Annotated in this window: 24 protein-coding genes and 1 pseudogene; 15 read left to right on the top strand and 10 right to left on the bottom strand. The window is 43.8% G+C overall.

What is annotated here, in order from left to right; all coding sequences use genetic code 11:
• Positions 1-96: 96 nt before the first annotated feature.
• Complete coding sequence (aceB, locus tag L2W36_RS07095) at positions 97-1,695, bottom strand: malate synthase A (RefSeq protein ID WP_443088385.1); 1,599 nt, start codon at positions 1,693-1,695, stop codon at positions 97-99.
• A gap of 330 nt (positions 1,696-2,025) precedes the next feature.
• On the opposite strand from aceB, the gene gcl reads away from it, so the two are divergent.
• The 4 genes from gcl to L2W36_RS07075 all read left to right on the top strand — a co-directional run bounded on the left by gcl (position 2,026) and on the right by L2W36_RS07075 (position 6,378).
• Complete coding sequence (gene gcl, locus L2W36_RS07090; RefSeq protein ID WP_236109674.1) at positions 2,026-3,819, top strand: glyoxylate carboligase; 1,794 nt, start codon at positions 2,026-2,028, stop codon at positions 3,817-3,819.
• A gap of 10 nt (positions 3,820-3,829) precedes the next feature.
• A complete protein-coding gene (hyi, locus tag L2W36_RS07085) occupies positions 3,830-4,606 on the top strand; it encodes a hydroxypyruvate isomerase (protein ID WP_038228368.1) in 777 nt (258 codons plus the stop codon).
• Between the two features lie 22 nt (positions 4,607-4,628).
• The gene (locus L2W36_RS07080) at positions 4,629-5,528 is read left to right on the top strand and encodes a 2-hydroxy-3-oxopropionate reductase (RefSeq protein ID WP_172427839.1); all 900 of its coding nucleotides are present in this window, start codon (positions 4,629-4,631) and stop codon (positions 5,526-5,528) included.
• 235 nt (positions 5,529-5,763) lie between these two features.
• Positions 5,764-6,378 (top strand): TetR/AcrR family transcriptional regulator, encoded by a 615-nt coding sequence (locus tag L2W36_RS07075; protein ID WP_038228372.1) that lies wholly within the window; start codon positions 5,764-5,766, stop codon positions 6,376-6,378.
• Positions 6,379-6,461: 83 nt separating this feature from the next.
• Here L2W36_RS07075 and L2W36_RS07070 read toward each other — a convergent pair whose 3' ends face one another.
• Together L2W36_RS07070 and L2W36_RS07065 are read right to left on the bottom strand one after the other, a co-directional pair.
• Positions 6,462-6,725, bottom strand: coding sequence for a hypothetical protein (locus L2W36_RS07070; protein ID WP_038228374.1), 264 nt, complete (start codon positions 6,723-6,725; stop codon positions 6,462-6,464).
• A 545-nt stretch (positions 6,726-7,270) separates the two neighbouring features.
• Positions 7,271-7,777 carry a DUF3087 domain-containing protein gene (locus L2W36_RS07065; protein WP_236109673.1) on the bottom strand — a complete coding sequence of 169 codons (507 nt, stop codon included), beginning with the start codon at positions 7,775-7,777 and terminating at the stop codon, positions 7,271-7,273.
• A gap of 174 nt (positions 7,778-7,951) precedes the next feature.
• Here L2W36_RS07065 and L2W36_RS07060 point away from each other — a divergent pair, with 174 nt between their 5' ends.
• Together L2W36_RS07060 and L2W36_RS07055 are read left to right on the top strand one after the other, a co-directional pair.
• Positions 7,952-8,356 carry a helix-turn-helix transcriptional regulator gene (locus L2W36_RS07060; RefSeq protein ID WP_236109672.1) on the top strand — a complete coding sequence of 135 codons (405 nt, stop codon included), beginning with the start codon at positions 7,952-7,954 and terminating at the stop codon, positions 8,354-8,356.
• A gap of 60 nt (positions 8,357-8,416) precedes the next feature.
• Positions 8,417-8,806: a VOC family protein gene (locus L2W36_RS07055; protein ID WP_236109671.1), complete on the top strand. Its 390-nt coding sequence runs from the start codon at positions 8,417-8,419 to the stop codon at positions 8,804-8,806.
• A gap of 92 nt (positions 8,807-8,898) precedes the next feature.
• On the opposite strand, the gene L2W36_RS07050 is transcribed toward L2W36_RS07055, so the two are convergent.
• From L2W36_RS07050 to uraH, 4 genes are all read right to left on the bottom strand, one after another.
• A complete protein-coding gene (locus L2W36_RS07050) occupies positions 8,899-10,260 on the bottom strand; it encodes an 8-oxoguanine deaminase (RefSeq protein WP_096441266.1) in 1,362 nt (453 codons plus the stop codon).
• Positions 10,261-10,399: 139 nt separating this feature from the next.
• Complete coding sequence (locus L2W36_RS07045) at positions 10,400-11,809, bottom strand: nucleobase:cation symporter-2 family protein (protein ID WP_236109670.1); 1,410 nt, start codon at positions 11,807-11,809, stop codon at positions 10,400-10,402.
• A 166-nt stretch (positions 11,810-11,975) separates the two neighbouring features.
• Positions 11,976-13,319 (bottom strand): NCS2 family permease, encoded by a 1,344-nt coding sequence (locus L2W36_RS07040; protein ID WP_006070605.1) that lies wholly within the window; start codon positions 13,317-13,319, stop codon positions 11,976-11,978.
• Between the two features lie 249 nt (positions 13,320-13,568).
• Positions 13,569-13,922, bottom strand: coding sequence for a hydroxyisourate hydrolase (gene uraH / locus L2W36_RS07035; protein ID WP_006070606.1), 354 nt, complete (start codon positions 13,920-13,922; stop codon positions 13,569-13,571).
• Positions 13,923-14,281: 359 nt separating this feature from the next.
• Between uraH and puuE the strand changes: the two genes are divergently transcribed.
• The 5 genes from puuE (at position 14,282) to L2W36_RS07010 (ending at position 18,748) form a co-directional block, all read left to right on the top strand.
• Entirely contained in the window at positions 14,282-15,214 is a 933-nt protein-coding gene (puuE, locus tag L2W36_RS07030; RefSeq protein WP_236109669.1) for an allantoinase PuuE, read from the top strand.
• Positions 15,214-15,729: a 2-oxo-4-hydroxy-4-carboxy-5-ureidoimidazoline decarboxylase gene (gene uraD, locus L2W36_RS07025; RefSeq protein WP_006070608.1), complete on the top strand. Its 516-nt coding sequence runs from the start codon at positions 15,214-15,216 to the stop codon at positions 15,727-15,729. The genes puuE and uraD overlap by 1 nt, the downstream gene beginning before the upstream one ends.
• 158 nt (positions 15,730-15,887) lie before the next feature.
• Positions 15,888-16,874: an allantoicase gene (gene alc / locus L2W36_RS07020; RefSeq protein ID WP_006070609.1), complete on the top strand. Its 987-nt coding sequence runs from the start codon at positions 15,888-15,890 to the stop codon at positions 16,872-16,874.
• Between the two features lie 20 nt (positions 16,875-16,894).
• The gene (locus L2W36_RS07015) at positions 16,895-17,464 is read left to right on the top strand and encodes an ureidoglycolate lyase (RefSeq protein WP_236109668.1); all 570 of its coding nucleotides are present in this window, start codon (positions 16,895-16,897) and stop codon (positions 17,462-17,464) included.
• Between the two features lie 21 nt (positions 17,465-17,485).
• Positions 17,486-18,748, top strand: coding sequence for a urate hydroxylase PuuD (locus L2W36_RS07010; protein ID WP_062460126.1), 1,263 nt, complete (start codon positions 17,486-17,488; stop codon positions 18,746-18,748).
• Between the two features lie 67 nt (positions 18,749-18,815).
• Here L2W36_RS07010 and L2W36_RS07005 read toward each other — a convergent pair whose 3' ends face one another.
• Positions 18,816-19,136: a hypothetical protein gene (locus L2W36_RS07005; RefSeq protein WP_236109667.1), complete on the bottom strand. Its 321-nt coding sequence runs from the start codon at positions 19,134-19,136 to the stop codon at positions 18,816-18,818.
• Positions 19,137-19,349: 213 nt separating this feature from the next.
• A complete protein-coding gene (locus tag L2W36_RS07000) occupies positions 19,350-20,150 on the bottom strand; it encodes an SDR family NAD(P)-dependent oxidoreductase (protein WP_236109666.1) in 801 nt (266 codons plus the stop codon).
• Between the two features lie 323 nt (positions 20,151-20,473).
• On the opposite strand from L2W36_RS07000, the gene L2W36_RS06995 reads away from it, so the two are divergent.
• Positions 20,474-20,950 carry a hypothetical protein gene (locus tag L2W36_RS06995; protein ID WP_236109665.1) on the top strand — a complete coding sequence of 159 codons (477 nt, stop codon included), beginning with the start codon at positions 20,474-20,476 and terminating at the stop codon, positions 20,948-20,950.
• A gap of 123 nt (positions 20,951-21,073) precedes the next feature.
• Here L2W36_RS06995 and L2W36_RS06990 read toward each other — a convergent pair whose 3' ends face one another.
• Positions 21,074-22,024, bottom strand: coding sequence for an AraC family transcriptional regulator (locus tag L2W36_RS06990; RefSeq protein ID WP_236109664.1), 951 nt, complete (start codon positions 22,022-22,024; stop codon positions 21,074-21,076).
• 311 nt (positions 22,025-22,335) lie between these two features.
• Here L2W36_RS06990 and L2W36_RS06985 point away from each other — a divergent pair, with 311 nt between their 5' ends.
• The 3 genes and pseudogenes from L2W36_RS06985 to L2W36_RS06975 form a co-directional block, all read left to right on the top strand.
• Positions 22,336-23,658, top strand: coding sequence for a metal-dependent hydrolase family protein (locus L2W36_RS06985; protein WP_236109663.1), 1,323 nt, complete (start codon positions 22,336-22,338; stop codon positions 23,656-23,658).
• A 205-nt stretch (positions 23,659-23,863) separates the two neighbouring features.
• Positions 23,864-24,364, top strand: a complete 501-nt coding sequence (locus L2W36_RS06980; RefSeq protein WP_443088381.1) for a DUF3299 domain-containing protein — start codon at positions 23,864-23,866, stop codon at positions 24,362-24,364.
• Positions 24,365-24,853: 489 nt separating this feature from the next.
• Positions 24,854-24,927 (top strand): annotated as a pseudogene (locus L2W36_RS06975) (DUF1456 family protein); the annotation flags it as partial.

Genomic DNA, 24,927 nt, shown 5'->3' with positions numbered 1-24,927 from the left:
TCCTCGTCTCATAGCTTGCGCTATTCGTACCTGCTGCCTTAAGCACTTATTCGGATTAAGTCAGCAGGATTTAGGCGTACTTTGCCAACAGTTTGGTTAAAGTAACGAATAGCTTGGAAGGGTCAGGAAGTTAGCGAACTGTTTTGCTGTAGAAAGCTCATAAAAAAGGTCAGCTGTTTCATCAAAGCGTCCTGCAGCATAACGTGCATCGCCAACTTCCTGTTTAATCGTTTTTAGCTCTTGGTAGAGCCAAGTGTGAAAGAGTGATGATGTAAAGACTTGGCCATCATCCAGAGTGACACCATGGTGGATCCACTGCCAAATGTTGGCACGAGAGATCTCAGCCGTTGCGGCATCCTCCATCAGTCCATAAATTGGTACGCAACCGTGCCCCTGTATCCATGCTTCAATGTAGTAGAGAGCAATACGAATATTCTTGCGCACACCCGCTTCATCACGCGTACCTTCGCAAGGTTTTAATAGCGTCTCGGCAGTAATGTCTTCCGATGGACTGACATAATCAAGTTGATTTGTTTTCCCCTGAAGCTGCTCGTCAAACACCGACATCGCAAGATCAACCAATGCAGGGTGCGCGACCCAAGTGCCGTCGTGACCGTTATTCGACTCGCGTTTTTTATCTTCAATGACTTTCGCTGTTACACGTTCCATCTCTTCAGGATCTTTTGCCGGAATGAAGGCAGACATCCCGCCCATTGCAAGTGCACCACGTGCATGACAGGTTTTAACCAGTAATTGGCTGTAGGCGTTTAGGAACTCTTGGTCCATACCGATGCCGTGTCGGTCTGGTAAAATTCGGTCTTTGTGGTTCTTCAACGTCTTAATGTAGCTGAATATATAGTCCCATCGACCACAGTTCATGGCCACAATGTGGTCCTTCATTGCATACAACATCTCTTCCATTTGGAATACAGCAGGTAGTGTTTCGATAAGCACGGTCGCTCGAATTGTTCCTGTTGGTACCCCGAAGTAGCGTTCAGTAAAGGCAAATACGTCATCCCACCATTTCGCTTCTTCCATGCTTTCCAACTTTGGAATGTAGTAATAAACACCTAAGCCTTTGTCTGCACGAGACTGATAGTTGTGGAAGAAATACAACGCAAAATCCATTAAGCACCCGCCAATCGGCTGGCCCTGATATTGAATAGATTTTTCTGGTAAATGAAGTCCGCGAGGTCGAGCAATTAATAGTGCTGGATCACTATTCAATGAGTATTGCTTGTCTTTGGTGTCGTCGTAATAACTGATGGTTCCAAGGTTAGCGTCGCGTAAGTTGATCTGTCCCTCTACCATGTTTTGCCAGGTCGGGGAGGAAGCATCCTCAAAGCAACACATAAATACTTTTGCGCCGGAGTTCAGTGCATTAATGACCATCTTTCTATCAACAGGACCGGTAATTTCAACGCGACGATCTAATAGCGGAGCTGGCGGCGGGCTAACCTTCCAACTCTTGTCATCTCTTATTGATTTGGTGTCCTTGCGAAAATCTGGTAGCTCGCCCGCATCAAAGGCGGCTTGTTTGGTTTCACGGTCTTGTAGCAGTTGAGTGAGTCTACTGCCAAAGTGCGCAACTAACGTTTCTAGGAAGGTTAGGGCGTCGGAATTTAGGATCGCTTGATAAGCTGTGGACTGGGTATCTCCAATTACCTTAAGACAATCTGCTTGTGCTGCGTCCATAACTTCATTAAGTGCCATTGTTCGTCTCCTTTAAACAATACTTTCTTATTTTGTATACAAAACTGTATCCGTGTATTTACTTATATTGGAAAACAAACAAATGATCAAAGGGTATTTAACATTAATTTATCATCGAATTTTTCTGAAAATATTTTTACGTAAAGATATTTTATATAAAGCATTATCTGTTAGGAACTACGGCGTAAGTGGTCACTTAGTGCTTTAACTCTATGTTGCAAAAATGTTGATTTTGGGGTTGCGATTCTCTGGATATGGTTCATAGTACACAATATGGATTTGAATTGTATACAATCTGAGAGGGATATTAGAATGGCGAAAATGAAGGCAATTGAAGCAGCTGTAGCCGTACTAAAGAAAGAGGGAGTAGACATTGCGTTTGGTGTTCCGGGCGCAGCAATCAACCCCATGTATGCGGCGATGAAACACCTAGGTGGTATTGACCATGTGTTAGCCCGCCACGTTGAAGGCGCATCACACATGGCTGAAGGCTACACACGAACTAACCAAGGTAATATTGGTGTTTGTATTGGTACATCGGGACCCGCTGGAACGGATATGATCACGGGACTCTATTCTGCGTCGGCGGACTCGATTCCGATTCTATGTATTACTGGGCAAGCCCCTCGAGCAAGACTGCATAAAGAAGATTTTCAGGCGGTAGATATAGAATCTATTGCCAAACCAGTAACGAAGTGGGCGACCACAGTACTGGAACCCGCTCAAGTGCCACGCGCATTTCAAAAAGCATTTCATTTAATGCGTTCAGGTAGGCCTGGCCCGGTTCTTATCGATTTGCCACTAGACGTACAGCTAGCTGAAATCGAATTTGATATCGATACCTACGAGCCACTTGCGGCATACAAACCAACCGCAACTCGCGAGCAGGCAGAAAAAGCACTCGATATGCTGTGTGCTGCCGAAAAACCGGTCATTGTTTCAGGTGGCGGTGTTATCAACGCAGGCGCATCAGAATTGCTACAACAGTTTGCGGAACTGACTGGTGTGCCAGTGATTCCAACGCTGATGGGCTGGGGTACTATCCCTGATGATCACGAGTTGATGGCAGGTATGGTGGGTCTTCAGACGGCACACCGCTATGGTAACGAAACGCTTTTGAACTCTGATTTTGTATTCGGTATTGGTAACCGCTTTGCTAACCGTCACACCGGTTCATTGGATGTGTATACCGAAGGCCGCAAGTTTGTCCACGTAGACATTGAGCCGACTCAAATTGGACGCGTATTCTGCCCGGATCTTGGTATTGTGTCGGATGCCAAATCTGCATTGGAGCTGTTAGTCGATGTTGCTCGCGAACGTTCATCAAAAGGCACTCTACCTAATCGTGCGTCTTGGGTTGGTGAATGCCAGCAGCGCAAATCCAGTATGTTGCGTAAAACGCACTTCACGGAAACGCCAATTAAACCAATGCGTGTTTATGAAGAGATGAACAAAGCATTTGGTCGTGAGACTTGTTACGTCAGCACGATTGGTCTATCGCAAATCGCGGCGGCTCAGTTCCTTCATGTATACAAGCCACGCCATTGGATTAACTGTGGCCAAGCGGGTCCTTTAGGCTGGACTGCTCCCGCTGCGCTGGGTGTGAAAGCCGCGGATCCAAACCGTGATGTTGTCGCAATATCAGGTGACTATGACTTCCAATTTATGATTGAAGAGTTAGCTGTGGGTGCGCAGTTTAATCTTCCGTATATCCACGTAGTCGTTAACAACTCGTATCTTGGCCTAATTCGTCAGGCACAACGTCAGTTTGACATCGATTATTGCGTGCAGCTTGCGTTCGACAATCAGAACTCTCCAGAACTTGAAGGGTATGGTGTTGACCATGTGAAAGTGGTGGAAGGGTTAGGCTGTAAAGCGATTCGTGTAACACAGCCAGAAGACATCCAAGATGCGTTCGTTCAGGCAAGAGAGCTGATGGCGAAACACAAGGTCCCTGTTGTGGTTGAAATCATTCTAGAGCGTGTCACTAACATCTCAATGGGTGTCGAAATCAACGCTATCAATGAATTTGAACCACTAGCTGAAAATGCAACGGATGCACCAACCGCACTGTCGTCACTAGATTCGTCAAACTCACAGTCTTAAGGAGAAAATTATGCCAAAATTCGCAGCTAACCTATCGATGCTGTTTAATGAAGTTGACTTTCTGAGTCGATTTGAAAAAGCGGCTAATGCAGGGTTTCACGGAGTAGAGTATCTGTTTCCTTACGATTTCACAGCAGAAACTATTAAGTCGGTGTTGGATGACAATAATCTAGAGCAGGTTTTGTTTAACCTTCCTGCTGGTGACTGGAATGCGGGAGATCGTGGTATTGCGGTCGACCCAAGTCGCATCGAAGAGTTCCAACAAGGGGTGAGCCAAGCGATAAGCTACGCCCAGACTCTGGGCTGTAAGCAAATCAACTGCTTGGCAGGCATTGTTCCGGCAAGTGTGACTGAGCAAGACGCGAGAACGACGTTCGTAATCAACCTTCGTTATGCTGCTCAGCAACTGGAAGCGGCAGGCATCAAGTTGGTGATTGAAGCGATTAATACACGTGATATTCCAGGCTTCTTCTTGAACACCACAGAACAAGCGAAATCCATTATTGAAGAAGTCGGTAGTGCGAACCTATCGGTTCAATACGACATCTATCACATGCAAATTATGGAAGGCGACTTAATTCCGACCATCACCAATAACTTATCGCAAATTTCTCACATTCAATTGGCTGACAACCCGGGGCGTCATGAGCCAGGTACCGGTGAAATCAATTATGACTTTGTATTGAGAGAACTTGACGCAATGGGCTACCAAGGTTGGGTGGGCTGTGAATACAAACCGAAGACGACCACTGAAGAAGGTCTTTCTTGGTTAAACGCTTTTCAATAATTCGATACGTTAAGGAGAACACATCATGAAAATTGCATTCATCGGTACCGGAATTATGGGTCAGCCAATGGCTAAAAACCTGCAAGCGGCAGGTTACGAATTGGTATTGTCGGATCACTTCAATGCTCCACCGGCTGAACTGGTTACTCGCGGCGCAACAGTATGTCACTCACCGAAAGAAGCGACTGAGCTCGCCGACGTTATCATTCTAATGGTGCCAAATACACCACAAGTTGAAGACGTATTGTTCGGAGCAAGCGGAGTGGAAGAGGGGTTAGCGGCAAGCACGTCTCATAAGTTAGTGATTGATATGAGTTCAATTTCGCCAATCGCGACTAAGTCATTTGCTAAACGCATTAAAGAAAGTGGTGCACAGTATCTAGATGCTCCGGTGTCAGGTGGTGAAGTGGGGGCTGTTAATGCAACACTGAGCATTATGGTAGGCGGCGACCAAGAAGCATTTGATCAAGCTCGCCCACTGTTTGAGAAACTAGGCAAAAACATCACGCTTGTTGGTGACAGTGGCGCAGGCCAAACATGTAAAGTCGCTAACCAAATCATTGTTGCACTTAATATTGAGGCAGTGTCGGAAGCCCTTGTTTTTGCATCGAAAGCCGGTGCGGATCCAGCGCGTGTGAGACAGGCGCTATTGGGAGGCTTTGCAAGTTCTAAGATTTTAGAAGTGCATGGCGAGCGTATGGTAGAAGGCACATTTGACCCTGGCTTTAAGATTGCGCTTCACCAAAAAGATCTAAACCTTGCGCTAACTGGAGCTCAAGAACTTGAAGTCGCGTTACCCAACACTGAAAACGCGCAAGCACTGTTTGGTGAGTGTGCCGACTTAGGTGGTGAAAACTGGGACCACTCTGCACTAATTAAAGCAATAGAGGCTCGCTCTAATCATTCAATCCGTAACGAATAATGATTACTTAGGGCCATGATTTCCGCATAAATCGCGTAGTTTTGTCTCCTTTTATACGCGTTCCCGAAATCGTGCAGGCAGTTATTGGAGTTAAAGGGCTTCTAACTTCAACATTAACAGGCGCTGTTTGTATCGGTTTTGGGATTTTTTACCTCTCAGTATTCCCCATAAGTTTTGGACTTATTCTTTGTTTTCATTAAGATTAACTAAGTAGCACATGAGAGCAGGGAAGAGTATGTCGCGAATCAGACGAAAGAACCAAGACCTTATTATCGAGGTTGCCAGTGAACAGTTTGCTATGCATGGTTACGCTGCCACCAAGATGGCCGATATAGCAAAAGCGGCAGATATTCCCAAGCCTAACGTCTTTTACTACTTTAGCTCCAAAGACAAACTTTACTATGCCGTGCTCGAAACCGTCACTCAGCCATTGCTTGCTGCGTCATTACCTATCGAACAGTTAGATGATCCCGTCGAAGCGTTGACTCAATACATTCGTACCAAACTGACGATTTCCCGTGATTATCCTCATGCTTCTCGTGTGTTCGCTAGTGAAGTAATGTCCGGGGCAAAGGTGTTGCCAGAATCCATTCGAGACAAGCTGTTTGAACAATCGCAGATGATCATTTCCAAGTTTGCTACTTGGTCGAAACAAGGCTTTATGGATGAAGTACCACCGCATCATCTTATGTTTGCGATTTGGTCTGCGACTCAGACCTACGCTGACTTTAATTGGCAGATTTGCAGTGTGCTGGATAAACCCGAATTAGACGATGCAGATTATGAGCAAGCGGCGACGTTTCTCACCAAGTTAGTTATACAAGGTTGTGGTGTTAAGAGTCGCGTATAAGTGCACTTTTACAAGGTAGAGGTGACGTACAGCTGCTCCATCGATATAGAGCGGAATAGAAGCAGCTGTGTCTAATAGATATGCTAAAGGTCTTTATTTCGGGTGGTTTGCTGGCGAATATAGTCACCAAATTCGTATTTGCGTTCCTGACTACCAATTTGATACAACTCTGTTTCTGTTCGCTGTTGAGCATAGTTAGAGGCTTTCATCGAGCCATTGAGAATTTTTAACATCTGAGCAGAGACACGCTTCATAAATCGATCAACACGCCTTCCATACACTCTTAGTATGCCTAGAAAGCTGCAAAAGCTCATTGCGAGCGCGACCGACCAATGGATTTCAATCATGAGATTTCCTTGAGTATTATAACGACTTTGACTTCAACAAAGGTTATTAACCAGTGCACAAATATTTATATAGTTATTATGGTTTGTGAATATAGTTATATAAGTTCGTTATATCAATGTGCCAGAAATCTATTGATACAAACAGTCACACAGCTAGAAACTAATTAACGGAACTTTTAATATTGAAACTAATATATCCCATAGTTTCTTTGTGGGTACTGGGTTGGGTTTACTTTCAAAGAGCCAATGAAGTGGATAAATAAAAATAGATGTTACTTGAAGGTTAGCTTAAAGTAAAATTAAGTATGTCATATATAAATCAATGAGTTATTTAATATGTTGGTCATTGTGTATTAATTGGTTAGATTATATTTCAAAGTGACCGGTGTGTTAGTTGGTTGGCACTGGTTTATGGGGGTAATAAAAGTCTGAGGATTTGTTTGTTATTGAAACAGAGTGTTTCTTTAGAAAGTATCGCCTATTAAATATATTATTTAAAGGCGATGTTCAATTGATGGTGATATTTTTATGTGGCTTAATGAATATTAAAATTGCTTCAATATTGCTGAGTCGTAGTCGCTGACATTAATTGTCACACCGTACTTTTGTATCCACTCGTCAAGGTTTTCCTGTGCAGTGCTTAAGCTACTTATGGTGATAGTGTTGTCATCAAGCTGCCAAAGTTGGCGCGACCCTTCATAGCTGAACTGCAGGGCTAACATCGCATCAGCGTTGCCTTGTTCGGCGGCAGCTAGCAGCTTGCGATTTTTGCGATAAATGAGGTTCAGTGCTTGTTTCAGTTCCCAAACGTAAACGACCTCTTTCATCTTGGGTTGGGCTTTTAGCTTCAGAAGAACAATAACAAGCCCAATAGCGCTAATTATTACGCCTAGAAGGTTCCAGTGAAAGTGAGAGCCAGAAGGAGAAGGGAAGAGATAAATCAGGGTTTGTGAAATCGCTAAACTTGAAATTGCTAAGGTCGCGATACAAGCGATTATGACGATGTTTAAACGAGAACGGTATAACTGCTTATCGATAGTTTGTAATTTCATCTTCCATCCATTTTAGTTCGCTGTCTTTCTCATGCTGACAGCAAGAGTCTGCCGACGATTATACACACTTGCTCGTACTCATAAATCATACCGATTGAGATTTGTTTGCCTAGCAATTAAGACCAAGTCGTGTGTTAGACTTTGATGAGTATTTTGGAAAGGGACAGAGTCCAAGTGGCACCTTCTAACAAAACATTCTATGAACAAGAGATTGACCGTCTCTACAGTGAATCTCCCATAAAGGCCAAGCAGTATTTACTCATTCGCCAATCCAAAGCCTTCATGGAAAAGTTTCACTCAGAGAATATTGAGTTGAACGACTTAGCTAAAGCGGCGTTGATGTCGCGCTTTCACTATGTACGCCTCTTTAAAAAGCTCTATGGTGTCACACCTCGAAGCTATCTCAGGGATATGCGCATCGCCAAAGCGAAAGCACTGTTGCGAGAGGGGCACCAGATTACCTATACCTGCTTTGAAGTGGGGTACGAAAGCGTAGCGACGTTTTCCTCGGTGTTTAAAAAGTGTACGGGTTATTCACCAAGGGAGTTTCAAAAGCGCAATAAAAGCAATCTAGAATAAGTTTTCCTATGACTTCTTGGCTATCTTTTAGTTATTCCATTACGTCTAAGGTAAATATGAATGATTAAAATTGCTTTAACGAGTGTTCCTGTCAACGATCAGGACAAAGCATTAGACTTCTACACCAACATGTTGGGCTTTGTGAAGAAGACGGAAGTACCTGTAGGTGAGCACAAATGGTTAACCGTAGTATCTCCACAGGAACAATCGGGTGTTGAACTACTACTTGAACCCATGGCATTTGAACCTGCCAAGTTGTATCAACAATCTCTTAAAGAGGCAGGTATCCCTTGGACGTCGTTTGTTGTTGACGATATTACTGCGGAATACGAAAGAATGTCTGCCCTTGGTGTTGAGTTCTCCATTGCGCCAAGAGAAACAGGCACTGTGATGATTGCAGTACTTGATGATACCTGCGGTAACTATATTCAGTTGATGCAAGAAATTTAACGCATCACATCTCGTTAGAAGTTATTGATGTGAATAAAAAGGGTCTCACTAATAGTGAGACCCTTTGCTATCGTGATAACTCAATGAATAAGCTACATACTTAATGCTGCTTGTCTTAAGCGAAGTGCGGCGGCTTTATGTCGCTCAATGAGCTGTGGCATATCCACGCCCATAACAGCACCATCGTGAACTCGCCATTGACCAGCCACCATCACACGGTCTGCCTGTTGAGCTCCGCACAATAGTAGAGCAGCGAGTGGATCGTGGCTGCCAGAGAAGCGAATGTCATCGAGCTTAAACATGGCAATATCTGCTTGTTTGCCGACGGCGAGTTCGCCTATATCTGTGCGCCCCATAGCGCGTGCTGATCCTGACGTTGCCCAGCGAAGCGCGTCAAAGTGCGTCACGTTGTTAGAGCCATAGCGAAGGCGCTGCAAATACATCGCCATACGAACCTCAGCTATTAGGTTTGAACCGTCGTTGGAAGCGGAACCGTCTACCCCCAAGCCTACTTTCACGCCAGCTTTCTCAAGCTCGTTATTTTTACAGATACCGGAAGCTAACATCATATTAGAAGTAGGGCAGTGACTTATTCCTACCTCTGCTTTACCAAGTCTGCGAATCTCTTCACTGTTAAAATGGATACCGTGAGCTAACCAAGTGCGCTCATTAAGCCAACCTACGTCCTCAAGGTAATCTACCGGACGCATACCAAACTTCTCAAGACAGAAATCTTCTTCGTCCAATGTTTCGCAGAGATGCGTATGTGTCATCACCGATTCATTTTTGGCGATTCGTGCCGTTTCTTTCATTAAATCAGTGGTCACAGAAAATGGCGAACAAGGTGCGAGCGCGATTTGAGTCATCGCTCCATCTTCACGTTGATGATAGCTATTGATCAAGCGCAAGCTGTCATCAACGATGGTCTGTTCAGTTTGTATTGTGTGACGCGGTGGTAGTCCGCCATCATCTTCCCCTAAACTCATCGAACCGCGAGTAAATATGGCTCTTATTCCGAGCTTTTGCGCGGCTTCAACTTGCAAATCTATCGCATGTTCAAGACCAGTCGGGATTAAATAGTGGTGATCCGAGGCTGTCGTACAGCCAGAGAGCAATAGCTCAACAAGTGCCAATTCTGTAGCGACACTCATCATCTCTTCGTCGAGATTTGCCCATACTGGATACAAGCTTTTTAGCCAATGAAACAGCTCTTTGTTGAGCGCATCGGGGTAAGCTCTAGTTAGCGTTTGATAAAAATGATGGTGGGCATTCACGAGCCCTGGAGTGACGACATGTTGTGATGCGTCGATAACCGCCGTTATGGTTGTGGTGGGTTCTTGGTTGCTTGCTACTAGCTCGACAATTCGACTGCCTTGTACAACGATACCGCCGCCAGCGTCTTCTGTAGTGCCAGTGTAAATAGCAAGTGGATTCTTAATCCATACGGTTTCCATTCATAGTAATCCTTAGCCATCTCAGCCTTTTCAGGGAAGAGGGTCTTTTTTAGTTTTTAGTTGATGTAAGGTGCTCTATGTCATTGATTAAGCCATGTCTTAGAGCACGACAGTTATAGCCACTGATTGTTAGCTGTTCTTAATTATTACCTTTTGCAGACAGCTCTGTCTGTGATATTTCTTGGTTTTCTTCTTGTTGCTGAAGTTCATGAATCTCTTGCTTAACCATAGCACGGCTTTCTTCGTGTGCTTCTTGCTCTTCGTGCTTGCTTGATTTTGGCAAGAACTGATGCAAAAGTACCGTGACGATCGTACCAGTTGTAATCCCTGAGTGAAGGAAGTTTGAAAGTTCATGAGGGAAATGTTGAAGTAAGCGTGGCTCAAACGTGACTGCCAATCCTGATGCTAAACCAACGCAGATGACAAGAGCATTCCGTTTAGTGTCAGCTGCTTTAATAAGCATGCGAATGCCCGCGTAAGCTATCATGCCAAACATGACAAAACCCACACCGCCTAACACCGGTTTTGGAATCGTTACTGCAATCGCTGCCAGTTTCGGGAACAAACCACCCAAGATGAGCAGTCCACCCGTTGCTGCAACAACGTAACGGCTTGCAACACCTGTAATGCCAACAATACCTACGTTTTGACTGAATGATGCCAGTGGCATAGCTGTTAAGCATGACGCAAGTGTGCTGCCCAAACCATCGCCAAGCAATCCGCGCTTAAGGTCTTTACCATCAATCTTGGTGTGACAGTTGTTTGCGAGTGCCATAAAGTCACCAGTCGCTTCGGCGATGACAACTATATAAACCAAACTCATACTAACAATGGCGCTGGCTGAGAACGTAAGACCATATTTAAACGGTTCTGGACCACCTACCCATTCAGCGGTGCTTATTTGGTCGAGATCAACCATTCCCATGGACAGCGCTACGATGTAACCACCGGCAAGGCCGATAACAATAGCTGAAGCCGCAACCGCACCTTTACAATAAACCGATACCGCAATCACAATACCAAGTGACACAGCGGCAAGAAACAGCTTAGGCAAGGTAGCAAATTCACTGCTAACGGCGGGGGCGTCTCCGACCCAGTTCATGGCAACGGGGAGTATGGTGAGCCCGATTAGGGTGACCACGACTCCACTTACAACAGTTGGGAAGAGCTTACGAACTTTGTCCATATAGAAGCTAGCTAATATGACGACAAACGAGCCAACCAACGCTGCACCCATAATGCCGGATACGCCAGAATCTTTACCTATGGAGATGGCAACACCAAGAAAGGCAAAGCTTGAACCCATAACAACTGGTAGCTTAATTCCGATAGGGCCGAAACCGACACATTGTGCGATGGTGACGATACCAGATGCCAGTAAGGCGGCGTTAATGAGGGAGACAATTTCGTTGTTAGGTAGGCCAATGGAAGCGCCAACAATTAATGGTACAGCGACGATACCACCAATAGAGGCCAGCATATGTTGGACGGCCAGTAAAAAGGTCATGCCGTGAGGCGGTTTTTGGTTCAGGGTGTACAGAAGTTTCATACTTATTCCTTTAGAGAGCGATGAATCGACTCTTCCTTGGTGGTGACATGGTGACTTCTACAAACTGCGTAGTGATAGTAATCCTGCTCGTCCTTTGTGCTGACCTAAACGGCAGGGTTAAAAACAAGCGGTAACCGTTAAGGCACGATTACCGCTTGATTTTGGGTTAGCCAATGAATACCAGTTTGGCAACGAAAATGGCGCTTAATAGGTACATTGAAATAGAGACATCTTTGGTTTTGCCCGTTGCTACTTTAAGAACGGTGTAAGTGATAAAACCAAGAGCTATACCATTAGCGATAGAGAAAGTAAGTGGCATCATTAGCGCTGTTATGGCTGCTGGAGCACCATTGGTAAAGTCTTTCCAATCAACATGCTGCATACTACTCATCATGACGAACGCGACATAAATAAGAGCGCCAGCTGTAGCATAAGAAGGAATCATACCGGCTAATGGAGAAAGGAAAATTGCTGCTAGGAAAAGAGCGGCAACGACAATCGCGGATAGACCAGTTCTAGCGCCTGCAGCTACACCTGCGGCACTTTCTACATAACTGGTCACTGGTGGACAACCCACACATGCACCAGCAACACTAGAAATACTATCGGCTTTAAGTGCCTTGCTTAGCCCTTCAATTTTGCCTGTTTCTTTGTTGATTAGGTGAGCTCGCTCAGCGACACCCATTAGCGTACCTGCTGTGTCGAACATGTTCACAAAAAGGAAAGCAAGAATCACACTGACCATAGAAACGTTAAGTGCGCCTGAAATGTCCATCGCCATAAAGGTTGGGGCAATGCTTGGTGGTGCAGAGAAGAAGCCATTGTATTGAACAAGACCCAACATCATGCCAACAATAGTAACGCTCAGAATACCGATTAATACCGCACCGAACACGCGACGCTCACTGAGCACCGCAATGATCAAGAAGGCAATAGCAGCCAAAAGCGCATCTGGTTTAGTGAAGTCACCTAGAGAGACCAACGTTGCTGGGTTTTCAACAACAATACCTGCGGTTTTCAGGCCGATAAGACCCAAGAAGAGACCGACACCTGCCGTCATCGAATAACGTAAACTTTCAGGAATACTCTCAATGATCCACTGTCGTATCTTATAGAAGCTCATACCGACAAAGAGAATACCGGAGATAAATACCGCTCCGAGTGCCACTTCCCAGCTGTATCCCATTTCACTGACGACAGTGAAAGAGAAGAAAGCGTTAAGACCCATACCGGGCGCGAGTCCAACGGGCCAGTTAGCAAACAGCCCCATGAGTAAACAGCCAATGGCTGCACCAATACAGGTGGCGACGAAGACCGCTCCCTGATCCATTCCAGAGGCCGCCATAATGCTTGGGTTGACGAAAATAATGTACGCCATAGTAGCAAAGGTCGTTACACCTCCGACGAGCTCATTTTTAACGCTCGAACCGTGTTGCTTTATCTTGAAAAAGCGTTCAAGCACGCCATTTCCAGCCGATTCGTTGAGCACTTCTGCTTTGCTTTCATTCATTTGAGTAAGTCCTTTACACAATACCCTTAATGTAGAAATTGGGTATAAAGTTTGTTGCTTTTCCTTAAATTGAAAACAGCAGTACCCATGACACCTTGCTGCAGAGTCACTCCAGCACTAGTGCCATTCTCCAAAGAGAGTAGGTTCATTCCAATTTACTTATTGCTCTTTCGCAAAAGAGCGAGCTCTTAGAAGTGCAAGGCTGCCTGTTGTTGTCTTGCACTTGCTAGGAGAAGGTTGCTACAGCGATCAACTGCCTCTGTAGGTTGAAAAACTGTAAGGGGAGGCGAGCAGAGGCACATGATAATGCGCATCCTCATCATTCAATCCAAAGCGAATTACGATATCGTCAAGGAAAGGAACTTGGTCTAGCTCGACACCTTTACGCTCAAAGTAAGGAGCGACATGAAAAATGAGTTGATATTTTCCAGCGACAAAATCATCGCCTTCAAGAATAGGAGAATCAGTTCGGCCATCGAAGTTCGTCATTACGCTCTTAATAAACTGACTTTCTTCACCTTCAATACGGAAAAGATCCACTTGGATCTCTGACCCAGGTACACCATTTGCGGTGTCTAGTACATGCGTTGTTAGTCGTCCCATAATTGCTTCGTGCTTACACACGCTCCTTTAATGTCATCTTGTAATTCTGTATACAAAAATCAGGTCTGTTTAATTCTATTGATATTAATATGTACACAATTTACGCCATTAGTAAAGGTTTATGTTATGAAAATGTTGCATCAAAACAGTGCTAAATATGGGCGGAACATGCACTAAAATGGTGATGGTTAAAAATCATTCAATTATAACTTGTTGAAAAATAGCATTATGTTTTCAAAATGTAATTTGATAAACAAAATCTTTACATTGAGATAAATTATTGTATACAATTAAGTAAACCAAAGAGTAAAAGCGCACTCCAAAGAGAGTGCAGAAAAGAACCAAGAAGGAGTCTGTGGATGAATAAGGATTATTCGCGCAATCTCATCGGCTACGGAGCGAATCCCCCTCACCCTAAGTGGCCAAATAACGCACGAATCGCGGTTTCCTTTGTATTGAATTATGAAGAAGGCGGTGAGCGTTGCTTACTGCACGGAGATGATGAATCGGAATCATTCCTATCGGAAATTCCGGGTGCTATGCCAATAAAAGGTGAGCGTCACATCAGTATGGAATCGATTTACGAATACGGAAGCCGTGCAGGTGTATGGCGTGTGCTTAGGTTGTTCGAGCAGTATGATATTCCACTAACCATTTTCGCGGTTGCGATGGCGGTTGAGCGCTATCCTGAAGTCGCTGTGGCAATGAAAGAAGCGGGGCATGAGATATGCAGTCACGGCTATCGTTGGATCGACTACCAATATACTGATGAATCGCAAGAGCGCGATCATATGATCAAGGCGATAGAGATTATTAAGCAGGTGACGGGTGAACGTCCGCTTGGTTGGTATACCGGAAGAACCGGTCCAAATACACGACGTATTGTGGCAGAAGAAGGCGGATTCCTTTACGACTCTGATGCCTATGATGATGATCTTCCTTACTGGCACACAGAGGTGGGGAGACCTCAGTTAGTTATACCGTACACGCTTGACGTAAATGATATGAGATTTGCTACCGCCCAAGGATTCAACTCCGGTGAGCAGTTCTTCCAATACCTAAAAGATACCTTCGATACTCTGTATGAAGAAGGTGAAACTGCACCAAAAATGATGTCTGTAGGCTTACATTGCCGATTAATTGGACGTCCGGGACGTATCGCCTCGCTAAAACGCTTTTTAGATTACGTCAGTCAACATGAAGATGTGTGGCTATGTCGCCGCATCGATATTGCCAAACACTGGCATGAACACCACCCATATCAACCCGATGAACAGCAAGGAGCTCAATAATGACACAATTCAAATCATGCACACCGACAACTATGGTACGTGATGAGTTTGTCTCAAGCTTTGCTGACATTTATGAGCACAGTCCTTGGGTGGCTGAGTCCGTTTTTGACGCTGGACTGGATGCAGATGACAACCATATAGAAAGTTTACATTTGAAAATGTCGATGACGCTGCTTAATGCGTCTGAGCAAAAACAACTCGACTTGATCAACGCTCACCCAGATTTAGCCGGTAGAGCAGCGGTCAATGGAGAACTTACCGCGGCATCTACAGCCGAGCAGGCTGGTGCTGGTATTGACCAGTGCTCCGAAGAGGAATTTGCCAAATTTACTACTTACAACAACAGCTACAAAAATCGCTTCAACTTTCCCTTTATCATGGCGGTTAAAGGGGCCAATCGTTACCAAATTCTTGAATCGTTCGAGATGCGATTAGGCAATGATAGTGAAACTGAGTTTGCTACTGCGCTTAACGAAATCAACAAGATAGCGTTATTTCGCTTGAGAGATATGTAAGTCAAAGGAAAGGCGACTATCTCTTTTATTAACCTAAGCTCGAAAGCCTAAGCTGGAAAATCTAAGCAATGAGCGCGTCGGTAGAGGCCGATAATGGCGACGAGCAAGCAGGTACTCATTTTATTATTAATTGGATTAATTGAACTGGATGACAGGAAATGTCTTTGAATATTGAACAATACATCAACCTTGCAGATGACAAACTAGGCGCAGAAGCGCTATACGCTACCGATGACTTTTTTGCTGACAAGAGTCGTTTACTTCGTCGAGAAGCACCAGAGTGGAAAGACGACCTTTATGATGACAATGGCAAATGGATGGACGGCTGGGAAAGCCGCCGTAAACGTGGCGAAGGTTATGACTTCTGTGTGGTTAAGCTCGGTTTAGCAGGAACGATTGCAGGCCTTGATATCGATACCTCATTTTTCACAGGTAACTTCCCTCCGTCAGCGTCTGTTGACGCGATTTATAGCCCAGATGCTGATCCCACTCATGCGGAAGGCTGGGAAGAAATTCTACCATCACAAAGTCTAGAAGGTGACAAGCACCATCTAAACGAAATTGACAGCGACAAAGTATATACCCATGTTCGTCTTAACATCTATCCAGACGGTGGTGTAGCGCGTCTTCGTGTCTACGGAAGCCCTAGTGTAGATTGGAATGCTATCGACGAGTTGCAACAAGTTGACTTGGCGGCCGTAGAAAATGGTGGTCGTGCGTTGGCTTGTAGTGATGAGCACTATGGTAACAAGTCAAATATCCTTGGCCCTGGTCGTGGTGAAAACATGGGTGATGGTTGGGAGACCGCTCGACGCAGAACACCGGGTAACGACTGGGTGATTGTGGCACTTGGACATGCGGGTAATGTTGGTCGAGTTGTTGTTGATACAGCGCACTTCAAAGGTAACTATCCAGATAGCTGCTCAATTCAAGCCGCTTACGTGAAAGGTGGAACAGATGATCAAGTCGCCACTCAGAGTTTGTTTTGGAAGGAGCTACTTCCTTCTCAAAAACTAAACGCGCACGATATTCACGAGTTTGTCTCTGAGGTTAATGAGATTGGCCCAGTTACCCATGTAAGACTAAACATTTTCCCTGATGGTGGTATTAGTCGCTTACGCCTATTTGGTACAAAAGCAGACTAAACTTAATAGAGGGAATTTTTATGAGTAATGGTATTCGTCATCTAACTATTGAGCCACTCACCAAGGCCGCATTTGCGCAGTTTGGTGATGTGATTGAAGTTGAAAGTAGTGACTATTTTATGATCAATAATGGGTCAACTCGTCGCTACCATAAGCTAGCTGAAGCCGATGTTGAAGAGCATGGGGGGCGTGCGATCATGAGTATCTTCCAAGCGACCCCGCTTCAGTATCCGCTCACCATTTCGATGTTAGAGCGACACCCGCTGGGGTCACAGGCGTTTATACCATTGCTTGGTCAACCGTATCTTATCGTTGTCGCACCAAAAGGCGACGATCCTTCGTTGACTGATTGCCGAGCTTTCTTTAGTAACGGTCGTCAGGGCGTCAACTATCACAAAGGTGTTTGGCACCATCCTGTTTTGGCTCTGACCGACCAAGATAAATTTCTGATCGTCGATAGAGCTGGGGAAGGGCATAACTGTGATGAAGTGTTCTTTGAAGAGAACTTTGTACAGTTGGACTTGAAGGATTTACCGAAAGACATCGATAAGACGAAACAAGATAAGGACAAGCAGCAAGCGACTGTCTAAGCTGCTTTTGAGGAGTGTGTTATGGATCCGCACATGACAGAATGGCTCAACCTGATGATTCGTTGGGCCCATATGATTGTAGGTATCGCATGGATTGGAGCGTCTTTCTACTTCGTTTGGCTTGAGAACAATCTCAACCGTACTAACCCTAGAGACGGCCTATCTGGCGATTTGTGGGCGATTCACGGCGGTGGTATTTACCATCTTGAGAAATACAAACTGGCACCACCAAAAATGCCAGAAAACCTTCACTGGTTTAAGTGGGAAGCTTACTTTACTTGGATTACGGGTGTACTGCTATTGGGCGTAGTGTATTACCTCAATGCTGAAATCTATCTAGTAGCTCCAGGTTCGGGCATCGACTCAACAACAGCGATTATGATCGGTATTGCTGCGCTTATCTCTGGTTGGGTAATCTACAACCTACTGTGTAACTCGCCTTTGGGCAAAACGCCGGTACTGTTAGGTATCGTGTTGTTCCTAGGGTTGGTAGGTGCAGCCTATGGTTTGTCGCAGGTGTTCAGTGGACGTGGTGCTTACATCCACGTAGGCGCTATCATTGGTACCATCATGGTTGGTAACGTGTTCTTCGTCATCATGCCTGCGCAACGTGCTTTAGTGAAAGCGATTGAAAACAATCAAGAGCCGGACCCTACATTGCCAGCAAAAGGCCTGTTACGTTCACGACACAATAACTATCTGACTTTGCCAGTGTTGTTCATCATGATCAGCAACCATTTCCCAAGCACATATGGTTCTGAATACAACTGGGCAATTTTGGCTGCGCTATCAGTATTTAGTATCTTGGTTCGTCACTACTTTAATACACGTCATGGTAGCCAGAAGTTCGCATGGACAATACCTGCTGCTGCTTTGGGTATGGTAACGCTAGCCTTTGTTACATCGCCTTATGCCAATAAACCAGCTGCCCCTGTCGCAAAAGCACCTGTGGTTGAAGCTGGTGATCATCATGCAGACATGCAAGCCTCAGCCGATATTGCGGCTCAAGCAGATGATGGCACAATTGCCTTTGCACAAATTAATGATGTCATTCAAGAGCGCTGTTCGGTATGTCACTCTGCAACGCCAACACATGCTGCATTCCAAACCGCTCCAGCTGGCGTGATTCTGGATACGCCTGAAGAGATCAAAGTGAATGTACCACGCATTGTCGCGCAAACCGTGACGACGAAGGTAATGCCGTTAGGTAATCTAACTCAGATGACAGATGAGGAACGTATGTTAATTGGAGAATGGGTAGAACAAGGTGCTCAGATTCAATAACTGATGAAGTCATCTTTAATACGTTTAAACTGACTAGCACATGCTAGTCAGTTTTTTTATGGTTTAGCTAAAAGCAGAACTCAGACGCTGAGGTACAGACACCATAATCTGTCGTGGCTTGTCGTGAAAGCTCTATGTCTTCAACGTGAAACTCGCCTTCGACGATTTTAACTTTGATGTCAGATCGACTGTAAAACTCAAATGTGCAGCCAGTAATAACCTCATGGTACATTCCCGATACATCAAACACGTCTTTTTTAATACTTATTCCTTTCAACTTATGAAGCTTGTTGCCATCGTTGAAATATTGAGTACTAAACTGGTTATTCTTCATTGAGGTATGAATATGAAAAACCTCTTTAAAGGAATCAATGGTAAATATAATCATAGTTTTTATTTTGGGTTTGAACGGAGCGGGAAGGTTATAGGAATCAGTTGGTTACCACAGTCGAGGTTTTGTCATGGTTTTGTCAAGAATTGCGATAATGGCTAGGTCTATTACTCTATTTTTATAGTTGCTGCCTATCCTGATTATTAATAATAGAAAAGGTTAACCTTTCGACACGATATTGTTGGCTAACCTTTTTATTCCTATATGAGTCTATCTAGCAGATAACATTTCAATAACGGATAATATTTGTTCAGTTTTCGTATCATTTAATGCATCAGGATGCGGTGCGGCAAAGCTTTCTAAATCATTATCAAAATACTTGCCATGTGCATGCGCGAATTCATCGGACAGCGATGCTCGAACTAGAATATCAGCACCGAGAGCTAAGTCATTTCCTGCAATACCATATGCATCTTTCACCATTTTACTTCCCAAAAATGACTTCGGATTAACAGACACAATCATTGGTCCTGTTTGCTCATAGCGTAATCCCAACGCGCGAGACCACATAGTAAGAGCGAGTTTACTTTGCGCGTATGCATCTGAATCACCGAGTGGCTTGTTTCCTCGCAATGCATCCAAGTTGACAGTGGCTTGTGCTGCCGAAGATAAGTTAACCACACGTCCGTTAGCAGCAAGCAATGGAATTAAAGCCTGTGTAAGACGATAAGGGGCAATAGTATTGACGATAAAACGAATGTCGAGATTATCTTCAGTCTTAGTTGCGGGGGCTGTAAATACGCCGGCATTATTAATGAGGACATCGATTTGAGAGAATCGCTGAGAAACCTCATCAGCCATTTTGTTTATTTGGTTGAGATCAGATAAATCAGCAATGATCGTTTCTACTTTCGCATCTGAATTCAATTCCAGTAACTGATCAACGACGTCTGAAACTTTGGCTGGCGTTCGACCGTGAATGATAACTGTATGATTTAGCTTTATTAAATCCTTGGCAGTTGCTAACCCAATACCATCGGTTGCTCCAGTAATTAAGATCACTTTGCTCATTCTAAGCTCCTAGTTATTCAATAGATTTTTATCTGAATAACAACAGATAAATTCTTGTCATGGACTGGCACATAACAACAAACTGCCCAATCGATTTGGTCACTGTAATGTTAGCCGGACTCTGCGACAAGTCACCTTGTTAAGGAAATACTTTATAGATTTTGTTGATAATAGATGGAAACAATAAAGAATTCTTAGTGCTTTGCAGCTATATCAGCCAATCACCTATCGTGGTTTTGTGAAAGATTAACGAGTTTATGTCCCTTTTCGTGTTTCGTATCTACCTTATGACATTCGTCATCCAAAATTCCGATTAATGACGAATGTTCTCTGCTCGATATTCAGATGGTGCTTGTTTCAGGCAGATGGCAGCGGATGCATTCCAGTGGACAGTGAAAGCAACCGTCCATCAAATGATTGCAGCTGCAAACGATTCTAAACAGAAAATGTTTGAAACCGGCAAAGCTAACTATGTGGCCCCTTTGGGCTTAAATGACGAACAGTCAAAAGAGGAGTTTGTTGGAGAAGCTGACTTTCCGGAAATAGCGGAGGAAACATATGATTACTGTGGTCGTGATGGCTATCGAGGTCTTGTAGCAGTCGAGAACTTCACCAACATCCATGTGGCAGATCAGCCAATGCAATCCTTATTCTCTCTTTGTTTCAACGTATTGAAAACAGGCCCCAGCGAAGCATCATTTGACTTACTTTTCGTAATACTAATCAAGTGTCTATGGAAGCAGGGGAATATCAATCGCGATAGCTTGTTCTTTTGCCATTATGGGGCATTGTTTGCCTAACTAGCTGTTGTCAAGTCTGGGTAGTGTAAAAGCTTATACTTAACATTTCGGAAGTATTGGCTGCTATCAAAGATTAATAGGGAGACGGCATTACAGACAGGGCTTAGCTTAGAAATCTAAAAGTTAACTTTTGTCGTTGATATAGTGCTTAAATGATACTCCAAAGCGTTTTTTAAACGCTCTTCTAAAGTTTGATGCATCGGTATACCCGCAACGAAAGGCGATGTCTTCGTTGTTTAATATAGGGGTTGCGTTGTAAAGCTTTATGGCATGATTGAGTCGAGAGTCTAACAAAAGATCCCTGAAAGAAACCTTCTCGGAATGCAATCGCCTTTGCAAAGTTCTCGAACTCATGCCGATAAGCCGCGAGAAAGAATGTATAGACATATTTTCTACAAGCAGATAGTTGTCGAGAACCAATGAAATTGATTTGCTTAGAGACCAATCGCTGTCGTCGCTAGTTGGTTCTATCTCTTCAGAGAGTGGGATAGAAAACCCAGAAAAAGAATGCCCATCGATAACTTGAATCTTCAATCTCGATTGGATTAGCGAATGCGAAATTTTCCCTGTGACCCATATAAAATCAGGCTCCCAGTCCACGCCTAAATAGAGTTTGCAAAAAGAGATAAGTTGCAGGTTTCTATAGATATCAAAGTCTGCTTTACCAATACTTTTGTTTGAGTAACCACTGTCGTGGCAAAGATACCATTTGCGATCTTTTCCATAGCTTAACCAGGTCTTCGCTTGGGATGTTATGTAGGGGATTTTTGGAAGCAGCACGTTTAAGGCTTGGCCAAGTGTGCTTGGTCTGTTCTCTTCGTTCAGCTCATCTGTGATTAGGGAAATATCAAAAGCCTTGCTCGCTTGAATAAGGATGTCGAGACGCTTCTCATGGGGGAGTTCTTGTAAGATTGCGACCAATTCATCGATAAGTACCCAAGAATCATCACTGCTAGAAGTATCTTGGTTTACTCGAGAGTAATTCAATTTTGCTGCAACGTTTACATTGAAATCGTAAAGTGCTTGATAAACTGGATAAAAAATCGTGCTTCGAGCAATTTTAAGATTTTCCATTTTCGTATCTCTCTACCATTTTGTGAACTTAACGTTTATCAAAGTACTCAACGGAATCACTAGGAAAATTTATTGTCATTCAGTATTCATTATAAGTCACTTTGGCGCAAAGTGACCTTTTTATGTTAAGTGTCTTAACTATAATGAATACCATTGAAAGCGGGTAATAATAAATGGTTTATAGATCGGATTTATAGTTTAGTTATAGAGCTACTTCTACTGACTTAATTTAGTAACGACACCAAATTACCTTGTTGGACATTATTTTTTCGATAGAGAATCGTATTATGATAAATTCAAAAAGAACTAAAATGGCTAAATTCTGCTTTAGCTTATCTTTACTTGCGGTATCTATAGGAGTAGAAGCTGCATCGACAGTAATAACAAATGCAAACGTATTTGATGGTGAAAACAAAAATCTCCAAAAAGGCGTTAGCGTACTAGTGGAAGAAAATAAAATTACATCGATTGGTAAAACGGTATCTGTCCCTGAAGATGCCACCGTCATTAATGCTAAGGGTAAAACACTAATACCGGGTCTAATTGATGCTCATTGGCATACGATGTTCGCCAATGCTTCTATGAGTGAGCTCATGAACTCGGATTTTGGATACTTGACCCTCATTGCTTCTGATGGTGCAAATAAGACTTTAATGAGAGGGTTTACAACAATTAGGGATGCAGGAGGAAACCCTTTTGCTATCAAACAAGCGAGTGATAAAGGTTTAATCAATGGACCGAGAGTTTATCCATCAGGTGGCCCAATCAGTCAGACCGCAGGACACTTTGATTATCGTGGACGTTATGATGTGCCAGCCAATAGCACTGACCCATTAAACTATTTAGAGCGCAACAGTCTTGCTATCGTCGCCGACGGCGTGCCTGAAGTGACGAAGAGAGTACGAGAGCAGTTGAGACTTGGTGCTACCCAAATAAAACTGGCTGCTGGTGGCGGGGTATCTTCAAGCTATGACCCGATTGATGTTGCTGAATACACTTACGAAGAATTCAAGGCTGCGGTTGACGTAGCAGAAAGTTGGAATACTTATGTCATGGTGCATGTGTTCACTAACAAAGGAGCACAAACCGCATTAAGAGCAGGTGTTAAGAGTATCGAACACGGCAACCTTCTCTCAGAAGAAACTTTTAAGATGATGGCAGAAAAGGGCGCTTGGTTGAGTATGCAGCCAATCTTCGATGATGAAGATGCAATCCCTTTTCCTCCTGGTTCTTTTCAAGAAGCGAAGTTTAAGTTAGTGACCAAAGGTACAGCACGAGGTATCGAGCTTGCTAAAAAATACGGGGTGCCGATTGCATTTGGTACCGACATGCTGTTCGACCCATCACTCGCCAACAAACAAGGTAAATTCTTAACTAAGCTAACACCTTGGTTTGAACCTTGGGAAATCTTAAAAATGGCGACGCATGATAACGCTCAGCTTCTCAAACTCAGTGGGCCTCGTGATCCCTATCCTGGTGAGTTAGGTGTAATAAAAGAAGGTGCGTTAGCCGACCTTGTTTTGGTTGATGGTAACCCTTTAGAGGATATTAAATTGGTTGCCAATGCAGATAAGAACTTTGTGCTAATTATGAAAGATGGGAAAATATATAAAAACTCACTTTCAAAGTATTAGCTACAACACAACTGATTTTAATTTTACCTGAGTTGTTTGCTTGTTGATTTGTCTTTATTCGAATATTGGCAGGTAAACAACTTGAGTAAGTGATTGACTACAATGCTGAATTATATTTTGAGCGATGATTTAGTTTAAAAATATATTCGACATAGGGATGGAAATTGACAACGGAGTGTTGACGTTAACAAGAATAGTGAACGATATGAAACAGTTAAAAACACTCTTAAGTCTAATATTTTTGATGTTAACCATCTTACCTCCACAAACTGCGCTTGCTGACATTGAAACAGATGTACAAAGACTGCATTGGATAGATTTGATACCAGAGCAAGAAAGAAATATTCCGACCAAGAATTTAATTACCGAGCACACTGGTGGAGCGGCACTACAATCTCAAGCACACACGGTGCGCCAAGAACTCGATGGAACTGAGGTCAAAATAGCCGGATTCGTCATACCGCTTGAGGGGGATAATGAGCTGGTGACAGATTTCTTGCTGGTGCCTTATTTTGGAGCCTGTATTCATATTCCACCACCGCCACCGAACCAAATTATTCGAGTGAGATTTAAAGAGGGTGTGGCAATATCTGAAATCTGGGATGTGGTTTACGTAGTCGGTATGCTCAGAACAGAAAGCAGCAGCTCGGAGCTAGCAGATACAGCGTATGTCATTGATGGTAGTCGAATTGAGACATACCAATAATCACCTTAGTAAAAAGCAGAGAGACAGATAGTTTGGATAGTGTTTAACGACCGAACAACACACTCTGAAACGGCACGGTCCTGCTATTTAAGATAGATAAAGTTACCCGTGAGTTGCTAATTTAGTAATTTCACTGACGCACTTTTGTCCAGAGGCTTCATGTGGCGGAAGTTTACATACGGCACTTTTTTATCAAACTGCCTCCTAGCTAGGCTTTGCCCCATTCCTTGCCAGTAACGCTCAACCTTGCAAATCACAATAAGGTGGTTTGATCTACTTCTTCTAATCAGCATAGGGTCTATGAAAGTGGGGTGTTACCAACTTAGCCAACTAGTTCGAATAGGCCGTCTTATTTCCTTTTTTACCTACCGAAGAAACGCGTTCTCTGTTAGAGTCACCGTCAACTACGCTATTGAATCAAGACACCCACAGATCGCATGTAACTGATGGATTTTTATTCACCCTTAGAACTCATTTTAGGAATCCCTAGTGACTAACAACGAAATTTTACGTCGTATCCAACACGCGTTAAACCTTAAAAACGCACAGATAATGAAAGCTTT

The organism is Vibrio sp. McD22-P3 (assembly GCF_021568915.1).
GTDB lineage: Bacteria > Pseudomonadota > Gammaproteobacteria > Enterobacterales > Vibrionaceae > Vibrio > Vibrio mediterranei.
The sequence above is the reverse complement of the archived record's forward strand: the minus strand, read 5'-3'. Positions and strand labels throughout refer to the sequence as shown.